14 protein-coding genes and 1 tRNA gene are annotated in these 13353 nt (G+C 68.7%); 9 read left to right on the forward strand and 6 right to left on the reverse strand.

Annotated elements, in window-relative coordinates:
• Positions 1–156: 156 nt before the first annotated feature.
• Positions 157–642, reverse strand: coding sequence for a MarR family winged helix-turn-helix transcriptional regulator (locus tag ACZ3I4_RS27650; protein ID WP_465384928.1), 486 nt, complete (start codon positions 640–642; stop codon positions 157–159).
• Between the two features lie 103 nt (positions 643–745).
• On the opposite strand from ACZ3I4_RS27650, the gene ACZ3I4_RS27655 reads away from it, so the two are divergent.
• Positions 746–1324, forward strand: coding sequence for a YceI family protein (locus ACZ3I4_RS27655; RefSeq protein WP_465384929.1), 579 nt, complete (start codon positions 746–748; stop codon positions 1322–1324).
• A 175-nt stretch (positions 1325–1499) separates the two neighbouring features.
• A complete protein-coding gene (locus tag ACZ3I4_RS27660) occupies positions 1500–2963 on the forward strand; it encodes a glutamate-cysteine ligase family protein (protein WP_465384930.1) in 1464 nt (487 codons plus the stop codon).
• 201 nt (positions 2964–3164) lie between these two features.
• On the opposite strand, the gene ACZ3I4_RS27665 is transcribed toward ACZ3I4_RS27660, so the two are convergent.
• On the reverse strand, positions 3165–4748 hold the full coding sequence (locus tag ACZ3I4_RS27665) for a Hansenula MRAKII killer toxin-resistant protein 1 (RefSeq protein WP_465384931.1): 1584 nt from the start codon (positions 4746–4748) through the stop codon (positions 3165–3167).
• Between the two features lie 166 nt (positions 4749–4914).
• On the opposite strand from ACZ3I4_RS27665, the gene ACZ3I4_RS27670 reads away from it, so the two are divergent.
• On the forward strand, positions 4915–5904 hold the full coding sequence (locus tag ACZ3I4_RS27670; RefSeq protein WP_465384932.1) for a PASTA domain-containing protein: 990 nt from the start codon (positions 4915–4917) through the stop codon (positions 5902–5904).
• 4 nt (positions 5905–5908) lie between these two features.
• On the opposite strand, the gene ACZ3I4_RS27675 is transcribed toward ACZ3I4_RS27670, so the two are convergent.
• Positions 5909–6208 (reverse strand): hypothetical protein, encoded by a 300-nt coding sequence (locus ACZ3I4_RS27675; protein WP_133873763.1) that lies wholly within the window; start codon positions 6206–6208, stop codon positions 5909–5911.
• A 369-nt stretch (positions 6209–6577) separates the two neighbouring features.
• Between ACZ3I4_RS27675 and ACZ3I4_RS27680 the strand changes: the two genes are divergently transcribed.
• The 3 genes from ACZ3I4_RS27680 (at position 6578) to ACZ3I4_RS27690 (ending at position 8261) form a co-directional block, all read left to right on the forward strand.
• Complete coding sequence (locus ACZ3I4_RS27680) at positions 6578–7459, forward strand: helix-turn-helix domain-containing protein (protein ID WP_465384933.1); 882 nt, start codon at positions 6578–6580, stop codon at positions 7457–7459.
• A complete protein-coding gene (locus ACZ3I4_RS27685) occupies positions 7423–7647 on the forward strand; it encodes a DUF397 domain-containing protein (RefSeq protein WP_465384934.1) in 225 nt (74 codons plus the stop codon). Before ACZ3I4_RS27680 ends, ACZ3I4_RS27685 begins: the two co-directional genes overlap by 37 nt.
• Positions 7648–7805: 158 nt before the next feature.
• The gene (locus tag ACZ3I4_RS27690; protein ID WP_465384935.1) at positions 7806–8261 is read left to right on the forward strand and encodes a hypothetical protein; all 456 of its coding nucleotides are present in this window, start codon (positions 7806–7808) and stop codon (positions 8259–8261) included.
• Positions 8262–8264: 3 nt separating this feature from the next.
• Here ACZ3I4_RS27690 and ACZ3I4_RS27695 read toward each other — a convergent pair whose 3' ends face one another.
• The 3 genes from ACZ3I4_RS27695 to ACZ3I4_RS27705 all read right to left on the reverse strand — a co-directional run bounded on the left by ACZ3I4_RS27695 (position 8265) and on the right by ACZ3I4_RS27705 (position 10334).
• Positions 8265–8873 (reverse strand): hypothetical protein, encoded by a 609-nt coding sequence (locus ACZ3I4_RS27695; RefSeq protein ID WP_465384936.1) that lies wholly within the window; start codon positions 8871–8873, stop codon positions 8265–8267.
• A 102-nt stretch (positions 8874–8975) separates the two neighbouring features.
• Positions 8976–9743 (reverse strand): WecB/TagA/CpsF family glycosyltransferase, encoded by a 768-nt coding sequence (locus ACZ3I4_RS27700; RefSeq protein WP_465385062.1) that lies wholly within the window; start codon positions 9741–9743, stop codon positions 8976–8978.
• 508 nt (positions 9744–10251) lie between these two features.
• A tRNA-Leu gene (locus tag ACZ3I4_RS27705) sits at positions 10252–10334 on the reverse strand.
• Between the two features lie 199 nt (positions 10335–10533).
• Here ACZ3I4_RS27705 and ACZ3I4_RS27710 point away from each other — a divergent pair.
• Genes ACZ3I4_RS27710 through ACZ3I4_RS27720 form a run of 3 tightly spaced genes read left to right on the forward strand, consistent with a single transcriptional unit; the run spans position 10534 to position 13297 of the window.
• Complete coding sequence (locus ACZ3I4_RS27710) at positions 10534–11331, forward strand: FhaA domain-containing protein (RefSeq protein WP_465385063.1); 798 nt, start codon at positions 10534–10536, stop codon at positions 11329–11331.
• Positions 11332–11336: 5 nt separating this feature from the next.
• Positions 11337–11819, forward strand: a complete 483-nt coding sequence (locus ACZ3I4_RS27715) for an FHA domain-containing protein FhaB/FipA (RefSeq protein WP_133873756.1) — start codon at positions 11337–11339, stop codon at positions 11817–11819.
• Positions 11816–13297 carry a PP2C family protein-serine/threonine phosphatase gene (locus ACZ3I4_RS27720; RefSeq protein ID WP_465384937.1) on the forward strand — a complete coding sequence of 494 codons (1482 nt, stop codon included), beginning with the start codon at positions 11816–11818 and terminating at the stop codon, positions 13295–13297. Before ACZ3I4_RS27715 ends, ACZ3I4_RS27720 begins: the two co-directional genes overlap by 4 nt.
• Positions 13298–13353 lie beyond the last annotated feature (56 nt).

The following is a 13353-nucleotide window of genomic DNA, read 5'->3' on the forward strand; positions in this document are numbered from 1 at the left end:
CCGATCACACTAGCCACATTGCGCATCGAAACTCGGGAGATTTGTCCGTTTGGACCCCCGCGTCGCCCGATTCTGCCGGTAGTTCTGCCGGTTTACCCCAAGCTTTCCGGAGCGGTGCTCACGGACGGCTTTGTGTCGACTTCGCCGGGTTGCCCCTCAGGCGGCGGAGCGCTCCTCATCCGTGCCGGCGGTCGCACAGGGGTTGACCGCATCGCGGATCTTGCGCAGCGAGCCGAGCATGTCGTCGAGCTCGGCCGGGCCCAGCTGACCGATGAACCACTGCTGGAGCAGCTCGAGGTGGCCGGGTAGAACCTCGTCGAGCCGGCGGACACCCTCATCGGTGACGACGGCGAACGAACTGCGCCGGTCGCTGGGACAGGCCTCGCGTCGCACCAGGCCGTCCCGGTCCATGCGGTCGACCACTCGGGTCACACCGCTGGTCGACAGGGAGGTCTGGCCGGCGAGGTCGGTCATCCGGAGGCGACGGCCGGGGGAGCGGGCGAGGCGCATGAGCACCTCGAACTCCACGGCGGAGAGGCGATGTTCCTCGAACTGGGCGGCGAAGCGGTTGGTCAGCCCCGTGAACGCCTCGGCGAAAAGGCCGAACGCGGTGAAACGGGGGTCATCGAGATCCGTACTCACCGGTACAGCTTACACCGAGCTATTGACACGGGGAATATTGCTTGGCATATAGTTGCTCCGTCACACAAACACCGACCACCTGTGTTCGAGAGAAGGAAAAGTCATGACCGAGTCCGTGGCCACCACCCGTGCGTTCGAGGGTCTCCAGATCCCGGCGGCCGGCACGTACGACCTGGACGCCGCGCACAAGCGGGTCGGCTTTGTGGCGCGACACCTCATGGTCAGCAAGGTTCGCGGTCAGTTCGCGGACGCCTCTGCTGTCATCACCATCGGCGAGGACCCGCTGACCTCCTCGGTCGAGGCGACGATCAACACCGCCAGCATCGAGACCGGCCAGGTCGACCGGGACAACCACCTGCGCAGCGGTGACTTCTTCGAGTCCGAGAAGTACCCGGCGATCACCTTCCGCAGCACCGGCATCAAGAGCCACTCGGGCGCCGAGTTCGTCCTCGATGGCGAGCTCACCATCAAGGACGTGACCAAGCCGGTCGAGCTGGTCGTCGAGTTCGAGGGCGCCGGCACCAGCCCGTACGGGCAGTCCGTCTTCGGCTTCAGCGCGACCACCGAGATCGACCGCGAGCAGTGGGGCCTGACCTGGAACATGGCCCTCGAGAGCGGCGGCGTCATGGTCAGCAAGAAGATCAAGATTGAGATCGAGGGCGAGGCCATCCGCCGCGCCTGATCCGCGAGGATCACACAAAGTCCACAGTCGAGCCGCCGCCCGGATTCCGGAGCGGCGGCTCGTCGTTTGTGTGGCGCGACCTCCGGACAAGATGGCAAGGTAGACCGAGCGCACGCATTCGCTCACAGAGTGGTGATCGACGTCCGTTTCGTCCCTGGCCGCCCCGGGAGGGTAAGTGGGCAACGATCTTGCGACCGTCGTCGCCTCCGAGGACCGGGGCACCTATCGGCAGAAGGTGCGCCGATGCCTCGACGTCTTCGGGCAAATGCTCGACCAGCAGGTTTTCGACAACCGCGACGACATGACCGGGCTCGAGATCGAACTCAACCTCATCGACGAGGCCGCCCGGCCCGCCATGCGCAACGCCGAGGTGCTCGATCGTCTCGGCGACCCGCTGTTCCAGACCGAACTCGGCCAGTTCAACCTCGAGCTCAACGCGGCCCCACGGTCGATCGCCGGCTGGGGCCTCGCCGACTACGAGAACGACCTGCTCGAAAGCCTGGGCCGTGCCGCCGCCAAGTCCGACTGCGGCCTTGTGATGATCGGCATGCTGCCCACTCTCACCCCTGGCGACCTCGTGCTCGAAAACCTCAGCGCCAACGCCCGCTACCGCCTGCTCAACGACGAACTGGCCGGCGCCCGGGGCGAGCAGTTCGAACTCGACATCCACGGAACCGAACGGCTACGCAGCGCCAGCGACTCGATCGTTCCCGAGGCCGCGTGCACGAGCGTCCAATGTCATCTGCAGGTGCCGCCCGACCGCTTCGACCGGTTCTGGAACGCGTCCCAGGCGATCGCCGGAATGCAGGTGGCGATCGGGGCGAACTCGCCGTTCCTGCACGGCCGACGGCTGTGGGCCGAAACACGCATCGCGCTGTTCCAACAGGCCACCGACACCCGGTCGGAAGAGCTCAAGGCCCAGGGCGTACGCCCCCGCGTCTGGTTCGGGGAACGCTGGATCACCTCGGTGTCCGACCTCTTCGAGGAGAACGTCCGTTTCTTCGCTCCGCTGCTGCCGTTCCTGGAGGACGAGGACCCGGTCGAGGTGCTGCGGGCGGGTGGCGTACCGCGGCTGGGCGAGCTGCGCCTGCACAACGGCACGGTGTACCGGTGGAACCGGCCCGTCTACGACGTGATGGACGGCCGGCCGCATCTGCGCGTCGAGAACCGGGTGCTGCCGTCCGGGCCGACCGTGGTCGACCTGCTGGCCAACGCGGCCTTCTACTTCGGGCTGGTCCGCGAGCTGGCTGAGGAGGAGCACCCGATCTGGTCGCGCCTGTCGTTCGCGGCCGCCCGCGACAACTTCCACGCCGGGGCGGTCGGGGGCATCGAGGCGACGGTCTTCTGGCCCGGCCTGGGCGAGGTCCCCGTGGCCGAGCTGGTGCGATCGGTGCTGCTTCCCAAGGCGTACGCGGGACTGGACCGTTACGGGGTCGCGCCGGCCGTGCGCGATCGGCTGCTGCGGATCATCGACGAGCGCTGCCGGCTGGGCCGCAACGGCGCGTCGTGGCAGACCGAGGCCGTCCGCGAGGCCGAGCGCCGCGGCTTGTCCCGAGACGAGGCGCTGCGCTCGATGCTGCTCCGATACTGGGAGCTGCACCGCACGAACGACCCGGTGCACACCTGGCCGACGGTCTGACTGCCAGTCCCGCGCCGACGGTCTGACCTAAGGTCCCGCGCCGACGGTCTCACCTAAGGTCCCGCGCCGACGGTCTCACCTAAGGTCCCGCGCCGACGGTCTGGCCTCAGGTCCCGCGCCGACGGGTCTGACCTCTGGTTCCACCGCGGGCTGATCTTGAGCCCGGCTTGATCGGCTGGGGTCAGGCCGGTGGCTCGGAACTCAGTCCTGCGCCGGTGGCTTGGGGGCGGCCGACTTTCGGGCTGGGCGCGGCTTGGACGGCTCGGGGGTGGCCGGAGCCGCCGGGGCCGCGGGCTTCGGGTTGATCTGGGCCACGGTCGGGGCGGTCGGCGGCGGGGTCACTGTGGACCGGCCGGGCTTGGAATCCGCGGCTGCTGAGGTGACCTTCTGGGGGCGTGGCCGGGGGGCCGGTCGTGCGGCCGCGGCGATCTCCGAGTCGATGGGGGCCGGCTTTCCGTTGGTTTGGTCGGCATTGTTCCGGGCGCCGTTGTCCTGGTCGGACGGTGCTGCCGGTTGCGCCGGCACCTTCCGACGGCCGAAAAGGCGGGGCTTGCGCGGCTCCGGCGTGAACGTCGGCCCGGATCGGTCGGTCACCGGCTCGTCCTCGGCCGCCGGCCTCGGGGTTCCGCCCGTCTCCGGGCTCCCGGAGGGCTGATCTGCGGACCCGCGGTTTTCCGGGGCGTGACCAGCGGCTCCACGACTGCCGGTGGGTTGGGCTGCGGACCCGCGGCTGCCGGTGGGTTGGGCTGCGGATCCGCGGCTGCCGGTGGGTTGGGCTGCGGATCCGCGGCTGCCTGTCGGCTGGGCTGTGGATCCACGGCTGCCGGACGGCAGGGCGGCGGTGTCGCTGTCGCTGTCGGGGTCGGTGTCGTGGACCCGGGCGGTGCCGGTGACGGTGGTGCCGGCCCGGCTGGAGCGCTGGTCCTGGATCGTGCGGGTGCCGGCCACCGCGAGCACCGAACCGGCCAGGCCGGCGAGGACGGCGTAGGGGGCGATCAGATAGGCCGACTCGATGGGGCCGAGCGCGCCGGTGAGGCGGGGCGCCAGGGCGAGGAACGCGAACGCGACCAGCAGCGGGCCGGCCAGACCCGAGGTCGCCGCGCCGATGCCGGTGTCGCCGCGGCGGGCGGCGGGCACCGCGGTCAGGGCGCCGACCAGGAAGGCCGCGGCCAGGGTGAGCAGGGCGCTCGGCCAATAGATCGTGCCGTAGAGCCCGCTGTTGGCCACCTCGGCGAACTGCCAGCTGGTCAGATAGGTCGCGGAATCGCGGTTGGCGGTCAGCTCGACCACGATGGCGGCGATCGCCAGGGCCCACAGCCACACGCCGGTGGCCATCAGGTTGGCCGCGACCGGTCTCGACGACACCGCCCAGAACGCGATGATGCCGCCCAGCACCAGCCCGGCCAGGGCGTATCCGCCCGCGATGACCTGCGGGCTGAAGGTGTCGAAGCGTACGGCGGAACGGGCCGGAAGCGCGATGAGCGCGACCGTCACCAGGGCGCCGACCGCCGCGCAGGCGGCCAGGGCGAAACGCCAGGAGCCGCTGGTGCGAGGCCCCGGACCGCCCCGATAGCGGCTGCCCAGCACGGCGCCGAAGACCGTGGCGCTGGCGGTGATCCAGGTGGCCCAGCCGAGACTGCCCAGCCATGCGCTGTCGTCGGCGGTCGGAGTGACCGGCCAGACGACCACGCCCAGGCCGTAGCCCAGGCCCAATTGCGCGGCGCCCGTGCCCGCCGCGGCACCGGCCGCGGTAGCTATGCGCGCTGTCCAGCCCTTGTCGGCCATGCGCCGCACTGTAGCGGTACCCGCCGATGCCTGCGAATCGGTGCTTCGCTGGTCGCGTGTGTTTCTCACCTGTAGCCACCTGGTGTGTTTGTCCTGCGGAGACCAGACATGCCCCGCAAGATTCGATACGTTGACCCATGCGGGTGAACGAGCCGGAGGAGAGGCGATGTCGGACGAGAGCGACGAGACGCGACGTTTCTCGCCTGACGACGCCGAGGACGCTGAGGCGGAACCCGGGAAACCGGGTTCTCCGAGCTCTCCCGACTCTCCGGCGGGATCCGGACGTCAGGACCCGGACGCGACCCAGGCCGGCGGCACTCCCGCCGATCTCGACGCGACCCAGGTCGGAGGCGAGAGGACGGTGGCCCGCGCTTCGGTGCCGCCGCCGGGCGCCGAGGACACGCTGGACGGCGTGCCGCGCCGCGACGACGACACTCTGGACGACGTACGCACCGTGCCGACGATCCGGGACGAGCCGACGGTAGTCGCCAATCAGCCCGGGTCCACCGCGGTCATGCCCCCGGTGGGCGACGACGACTGGGCGCCCAGCCGGGCCAACCCGGCCTGGTCGGGGCGGGCCGAGGTGCGTCCGCCGCAGCCCGGCCGCGGTTATCCCGAGGTCGACTGGGCCGCGGCCACCCCGGCCGGGCCGCGGGACCGCTGGTGGATGCCGATCGTGGTCGGCGTCGTCGCGCTGATCCTGCTCGGCGTGCTGGGCTGGGCGATCTATCTGATCCTGCAGTCGTCGGACGAGGAGACGCCCGCCCCGGTGACGAGCAGTTCGGCGACGCCGGCGGAGACGGTCACGACCCAGACGACGTCACCGAGCGCGACGCCGACCACCACCGCGAGTTCGGCGGAGCCACAGGCGTCCACGACAGATCCGAGCACGAGCGAGATCATCATTCCGGCGCTGCGGGGGCTGGCACTGACCGACGCGCAGGAGGCACTGCGGTCGACCGGGCTGAACTACCGGTTGATCTATCGCCAGGCTCCGGACGTTCCGGCGGACACGGTGATCGACAGTGACCCGGTGGAGGGGCAGGAAGTCCCACCGGACACGACGGTCACCCTGGTGATCGCGGCGGCTCAGCCGACGAACAACCCGACCGGCACGACCGAACCCACGGACGACACCGGGGCGGACGGCAACTAGCCGGTCAGCGGTTGGTCCGGACCGTACGGGCCTGAACAGTGCCGCTGACCAGGCCAGGCTGGCGTCCGTTGCGCGCCCGGGGGTCGGGCGCCTTGCCGACGGCGCGCAGGCCGCTGACCTGGACGAAGATCGATCGGCGCTCGACGGCGTCGCCCGAGGCGTTCAGTTCGTATCCGTCCAGCCAGATCCAGCCCTCGTACGTCGGCCAGTCGTGGACCCGGATGACACGGAACAACATCGGCGCCGCGAACTGGACGCTCGCTGCCTTTGTCACGTGTATCACATCACCGGACCGAGGAAGCACGTCATCTCCTGCCCTGAAACCTTGACACGAAAGCACCAAGTGTGCCCGGCATTAACGTCTTTGCAAGCTTTAGGCGATGCCAATCACCAAAAGCGTTGCGGAACGTCACCGTCACCGATCCCGGCACTGCTCGGAAGTGGATCAGTCCACCTCGGACAGCTTTGGAAATCGGTACCCCGTTGACGGTGGCGTATCGGTACGTTGAGCGGGACTCGGCCCATCGCCCGTTTGGGCTGAGTGACGCGAGCCATACCGAAAAGATTGCACCACGAGTCCGGTCGATGCAAGTTGCATGTCAGCCCTTAGTGATTACCGGTTGGTAGCTCCGGAAAACTTGAATCACTGAAAGATCGACAGGAGACTGGGCTTGTGAATCAACATCGCAGTCCTACCATTCGCCGCCGACGGCTCGGGGTCGAGCTGCGCCGGCATCGGGAGGCCGCCCGCGTCACGATCGACATGGTGGCCGAGCGGCTTGGTTGTTCGACGTCCAAAGTGTCGCGAATCGAGACGGGACATACCAGCGCTAGTCCGAACGATGTGGCTGCCATGTTGGACATTTATCTCGTACCGGACGAGGTCCAGCAAGAGCTTGTCCAAATTGCCCGAGAAGCGCGGCAAAAGGGGTGGTGGCACCCGTTTTCTACGGTTCTCACCGGTGCCTACGTTGGACTCGAGGCCGCCGCCCGGTCGGTGCGGGCGTACGAGTCGCAGGTCATTCCCGGTTTGCTTCAGAGCGAAGAGTATGCAATTGCGATGATTCGGGCCGCTCGACTGGGGGACAGCGACCAGGAAATCGAGCAGCGGGTGCGCGTCCGGATGGAAAGACAGTCGTTATTGATTCTGGACGATCCGATTGATCTTTGGGTGGTGCTCGATGAGGCGGTGGTGAGCCGGCCGGTGGGCGGTGACCAGGTCATGCGTGATCAATTAGCCAGATTGATCACGGCGGCGGAGTTGCCGAACGTCACGTTGCAGATCTTGCCCTTCGCGGCGGGCGCGCACGCCGGGATGGACGGCACGTTCGCCATTCTCGAGTTCGAGGAGGAGGGCGATGCCGACGTGGTGTTCACCGAGAATGCGACCGGCGGCCTCTTTCTCGAGAAGGCCGAGGAGCTCGGCAAGTACATCTCCATCTTCGAGACCATCCAGACGTCGGCCCTCCCACCGGAGGAGTCCATCGGGATGATTCAAAAGCTGGTAGAGGAGCCATTGTGGAAGTCGAAGCGAAGGGTTTCCGGATCGATCTGACCCGGGCGCAGTGGTTCAAGAGCACGCGAAGCGGGCCCAACTCCGACAACTGTGTCGAGGTGGCCTTCGTGGATGAGGCGATCGCGGTACGCGACTCCAAGAACCCGCACGGGCCGGCGCTGATCTTCACAGCAGCCGAGTGGGACGCGTTCGTCGGCGGCGCCAAGGACGGCGAGTTCGACCTGTAGGGCCTCGAGGCCCGTCGCAGTGCGGCCGGTCCTCCCGCATCGGCGCGGGAGGGCCGGCCGTAGTCATTTCTTCGCTCGCCTCGTTGAACGGCAAAAGCGCGGCCCGGACCGCGCAACACCGGCGGGGTCGCTTCCCCCGAGCGAGGCAAGGCAGACAGATGACGATTGGTTCGGAAAACCTCAGCAACTCCTCGACGGCGCAGGACCGCTTCAGCGGTGGAGTCAGCGCCTACCGGCAGAACCGGCGTGAAGCCGCTCTGGCCGCCGAGGCCGCGGACGGCGAACTGGTGTCGCGCAGCAGCTCCTCGGGCCTGCCCACCCGCTCGCCGGGCCGTTCGCACAGCATCGAGCCGACCAGCCCGCTCGACCGTGCCGCCAAGCTGCCGTCGCTGGACCTGCAGGGACTGACCGAGCCGGTGTTCCCGTCGAGCGGCTGGCCGGCCATCGACTCCGGCTCGTCGCAGTCGATGGCGGATCACCCGCTGTTGCGTGGACTTCTGCTCGAGCTGCCCGCCCGGGGCACACTGCCCACTTCGGACTGGCTGGACCGCTGGTTCGAGGCGGCGCGTTCGATCCTCGAGCTGCTCTATGTGCAGGAAGCCAAGAAGGGCTGACGGTCAGCGGGTGTTCACCGGCACCCGCGGCCGGCGCCCGATCGGCGCCAGGGCCTGCACACTGAGCCGGCTGTGCCGCAGCGCGCTCCGGATGCCGATCGCCAGCACGGCCACCCCCACCACCGTGATGGCGATGCCGGCCAGGTCGGCGCCCGGAACCTCCACCACACCGCCGGCGATCGGCAGGCTGAGCAGCGTCGCCAGCCCGGTGACCTGCAGTGGGACCAGGATCAGCGGATGAGCGGCGGCCGCGCGCAGAGCGGGCGGCACCGGGGTCTGCGGCGCGGTGGTGAAGGCGCCCGCACCCCGCCGCACCTGGCCCACCCGGCGCAGGCCGGCGGTCAGCACGATCAGGGCCGGAACGGCCGGGACGAGCGCCGCGGCCGGAGCCGCCGACTCGCCCGGCACCAGGGCGGTGACGATCGGGATGGCGACGAACATCGCCGCACCGGCGGCGATCAGCATGGTGATCAAGCCGGCCCGGCGCCGCAGAGCCGGCGCCGAGGGGGCCGACGGCAGCGCGTCCGCCAGCAGCCCGGCCGTGAGCCAGACCGCCACGAGGGCGCCGGTAAGGATGAGGTCCGCGACGATGTCCACATCGACAGCGTTCACCCGGCGACGGCGGGGGGAAACCGGGTTTCTACCCCACCCGGCCCGTAAGGGGTGACGTCGATTACCCCTGTGGCGACCCCGAGCGGGCCCTTCTGGAAAGTCCTAGACGGCGAAGGTGGTGACCGGTTCGGTGGCCGGCGCGGGCGGGGTGGCCTTCCACAGCCCACTTCGCTGGGCCGCGAGCCGGGCCAGGTAGGCCGGGTTGAGCAGCACGTATCGCTTCCAGAGGCGCTTCGGTTCGAGACCCAGTCGCCACAGCCACTCGAGGGCGTACTTCTGCATCCACGCGGGCGGGTTCTTGAGCAATCCGGCGTGATAGTCGAAGGCGGCTCCGACCGCCAGAAGTGGCATGTCAAGAAGCGGACGCATCGCGTACGTGAAGATTTCCTGCCGCGGACACCCGAGCCCGACGAGCACGATCCGCGCGCCCGAGCTCTTGATCCGCTCCGCGATCTCTTCCGCCTCGCCCGGGTGGTTGGTCCGGAACTTGGACGCCTCCACCCCCGCGATCTTCAGCGCCGGGAACATCTTTTCCAGGGCCGGCACCAACCGGTCGAGCGTCGGCTGGGTGGACCCGTACAGATAGACAGGAAGCCCCTCGGCCGCCGCCGCCTCCACGACCTTGAGCGTCAGCGTGGGCCCGTAGACCCGGTCGCCGAGCCCCGCGTGGTGGACCGTGTTCAGCGCCCACCGAACCGGCTGGCCGTCCGGCGTGACGAGGTCGAAGGAGTTGAGCCGGGCATTGTGCGCCTTGTCCTGCACTCCGGTCATGACCCCGTGCACGGCCAGCGCCGTGACCGCATAGGGCCGCCGCTCGCGGGCCGCCTCCATGATCCGAGCGGTCGCATCCGCATAGTTCGTGACGTCCACCAGCACGCCGAGCACACTGCGCTTGCCGGTCTGGTTAGCGGCCTCATAGGCACTCAAGGGATGCATCCTCGGTCTAGACATCACCGGCAATTTTCCGCCGCCGAGCATAGCCGCCCAACCCCAAGTCACCCGATAGGCGCACACCGAGTGGGCTTTATGAGCCCTTCTGATGTCCCGTTGCTCGCCTGACACATTGTTGGTACCACACCGTGATGATCACGCTAAGCAACCCCAACGCCGCATTTGACGCCCCACGCGAAGCAGACAGTCACCCCCCACGTGACAAACCGCACCCGCCTAATTCCGGCACGCCCAGACGTGGCAGCTGTGGCAGGCGCACCACACCTGGGGGTGTGACCAGCGCACCACCCGTAACCCCTGCCCGCAGCGCGACAGGCGCACTCGGGGTGACCACCGCAACGTGGGGTTCCCGGGGCTCGGCCCCGGGGCAGATATGACGAGGAGCCCCGGTCCGCGCATCTCAGCGGACAGGGGCTCCTGCGACTCGTGGGGATGGGGGGAGTTGAACCCCCACGTCCGTTAGGACACACGGACCTGAACCGTGCGCGTCTGCCATTCCGCCACATCCCCGTGGCTTTATGAAGCTGGCCCGGAGGCCTGCCTTTTTGTTACTGGCTGCGACAGACTACGCTGTCGCACGTCACCAAGCGAGTTGATATCGCCCGTGACGCCAGGGAAGACTAGCACGGCGTCTACGGGTGTCATACGAGGGTCAGAAGTGCCGGTCGCTCTTGCGCAACAGATGCGCAAGCGGCGGCCGGATACCATCATGTCCTCGGAAGCCGAGGAGGAGCCGGTGAGCGTGCTGCAGCGCTTTGAAAAGCGATTGGAAGGCCTGGTTGAAGGGGCCTTCGCCAAGGTGTTCAAGGGTGTCGTGCACCCGGTGGAGATTCTGAATGCCATGCAGCGGGAGGCCGAGGCGCACAAGGCCATCCTTGCCGGTGGCCGGACGCTGGTGCCCAACCGCTATGTGATCGACCTGTCGCCCTATGACCACAGCCGGCTGGCGCCTTATGCCGCCGCGCTGGCCCAGGAGCTCGCGCAGTCTCAGGCCGAGTTCATCGGTGAGCAGGCGTGGACGGTCTACGGCGACGTGATCGTCGAGATCGAGCGTGGTGACGGGCTCGACACGGGCATGTTCCGGGTCACCGCCGAGGTCTACACCGGCGGCGAGGTCGCCCCGGTGCAGCAGCCGGCGTATGACGCGGGGCCGCAGTACCCGCCGTACGAGCCGCAACAGCAGGGTGGCTATCCCCAGCACGGCGGCGGCGCGCCCAACGGCCGCGGCGGTGTGGGCCTGATCTCGGGTGACGGCCGCACCTATCCGTTGCAGATGGGCTCGACGGTGATCGGCCGCGGCGACCAGGCCAACCTGCGCCTGCCCGACGTCGGCATCTCGCGCCGGCACGCCCGGCTCGACTACGACGGCAACCAGGTCGTGCTGACCGATCTGGGTTCGACCAACGGCACCATGGTGAACGGCCAGCGCGTTTCGGCCGTGGCGCTCAACCCGGGCGACATGATCCAGCTGGGCACCACCACGTTGACGTTCCGAGTGGACGGCTAGTCACCTTGCCCGAATTCGTCCTCACCGTCGCCCGGTTCGGCTTCCTCATCCTTCTGTGGATCTTCGTGTTCACGGTGGTAGGAGTGATCCGCCGGGATCTCTTCGCTGGGGTCCGGTCCAAGAGCATCGTCGCCAGCCCTCGGGGGGTGGGTGGCGCGGTGCCCGAGGGCCGGCCCGCGAAGGCGAAGCGCGGTAAGGCGGCGAGGCAACTCGTGGTCACGGCCGGGCAGCTCTCCGGCACTCGCATCACGCTGAGCGAGGCACCGATTACTATTGGTCGTGCCGAGGATTCGACGCTCGTCATCACTGACGACTTCGCCTCGGCGCGGCATGCGCGGCTCGTTCCGCGGGACGGTCAGTGGTTCGTCGAGGATCTCGGCTCGACGAACGGAACCTATCTCGACCGCGGTAAGGTCTCCGGACCTACTCCCGTCCCCCTTGGCGTACCGATCCGTATCGGTCGCACTTCTCTTGAGTTACGGCCATGACCCTGACCCTGCGCTATGCCGCTCAGAGCGACCGCGGTCTGATCCGAGACCTGAACCAGGACTCCCTCTACGCCGGGCCGCGGCTCCTTGCTGTCGCCGACGGCATGGGCGGCATGGCCGCTGGTGACGTCGCGTCCAACATTGTCATCGCCGCGATGGCACCGCTCGACGAGGACGTCCCCGGTGACGCTCTGGTGGATGCGTTACGTCACGCGGTGGGGATCGCCAACCAACAGCTCCGGGACACCGTCGACGCCAATCCGCAGCTCGAGGGCATGGGCACCACGCTGACCGCGGTGCTCTTCTCGGGCAGCAAGTTCGGCATGGTGCACATCGGTGACAGCCGGGCCTATCTGCTGCGCGGGGGCGAGTTCGCCCAGATCACCAAGGACGACACGTACGTCCAGATGCTGGTCGACGAGGGCCGGGTCAGCCCGGAGGAGGCGAGCAGCCACCCGCAGCGGTCGCTGCTCACGCGGGCGCTCGACGGTCGCGACATCGACCCCGAGTACTCCGTGCGCCAGGTGCTCAAGGGCGACCGCTATCTGATCTGCAGCGACGGGCTGTCCGGCGTGGTCAGTTCGGACACCATCGGCCAGACGATGCGCGAGCTCACCGATCCGCAGGCGTGTGTCGAGCGGCTGGTGCAGCTCGCCCTGCGCGGCGGCGGACCCGACAACATCACCGTGGTCATCGCCGACGCGACCGACGCCGACATCGTCGAGCAGGCGCCGATCGTGGGGGGCGCCGCGTCGATCGACCGGGGCAACAACACGGTGGCCGACAGCTCGACCTCGGCCGCGCGGGCCGCCGCACTCCAGGCGCCGCGCCCGGCTCAGCCCCAGCCCGAACGGGACACCTACGCCGAGCCCGAGCCCAAGGGGCACCCGGTGCGGGCCACGCTGCTTGTGCTGTTGCTGCTGGGTGTGCTCGGCGGCGGTCTGTGGCTGGGCTATCAGTACACGCAGAAGCAGTATTACGTCGGCGCGACCGAGGCCGGGCAGCTAGCGATCTTCCGCGGCGTCCCGGGTCAGATCGCCGGCCTCGACCTCTCGAGCGTCAACGAGACCAGCCCGTCCCGCCTCGACGACCTCACCACGGTCGCGCAGGATCGGGTGAAGGAGGGCATTCACGCGGAGGACCGGCCGGACGCCCAGCGCATGCTGGCCGATCTGACCGACGAGACCCCGTCGAACCCGAACCTGAAGCCGCTCTGCACCACCGTCACCACGCCGCCGACGCCGGCGCCGCCGGTCCTGCCCAGCGGCGGCACCGGCAGCCAGACGGCCGTCCCCGGCAGCACGACCGCCAGGGGCCCCGCCACCGGCAGCACGCCCGCCGCCGGCACCCGAAGCGGCAGCACCGTCGCCGGCGCCAACGGGTCGGTGCCCAACTCCGTGCCCGCGACCACGCCGTCCGTTCAGGTTTCCGAGTCTGCGCCCGCTGCCGATCCGGTCGGGTGCCGGACCGTCAACTGAGCTTCGGCTCGACCATGTCTGGGGATCCTTCTTGACCGCGCCCGCCGTGCCTGCCT

It is taken from the genome of Actinoplanes sp. NPDC021490 (genome assembly GCF_055562135.1).

Coding starts and splice junctions, on each gene's coding strand:
- ACZ3I4_RS27670 (WP_465384932.1), top strand. CDS start 4,915: ATGTCGGACGAGAGCGACGAGACGCGACGTTTCTCGCCTGACGACGCC.
- ACZ3I4_RS27710 (WP_465385063.1), top strand. CDS start 10,534: ATGTCCTCGGAAGCCGAGGAGGAGCCGGTGAGCGTGCTGCAGCGCTTT.
- ACZ3I4_RS27690 (WP_465384935.1), top strand. CDS start 7,806: ATGACGATTGGTTCGGAAAACCTCAGCAACTCCTCGACGGCGCAGGAC.
- ACZ3I4_RS27655 (WP_465384929.1), top strand. CDS start 746: ATGACCGAGTCCGTGGCCACCACCCGTGCGTTCGAGGGTCTCCAGATC.
- ACZ3I4_RS27720 (WP_465384937.1), top strand. CDS start 11,816: ATGACCCTGACCCTGCGCTATGCCGCTCAGAGCGACCGCGGTCTGATC.
- ACZ3I4_RS27665 (WP_465384931.1), bottom strand. CDS start 4,748: ATGGCCGACAAGGGCTGGACAGCGCGCATAGCTACCGCGGCCGGTGCC.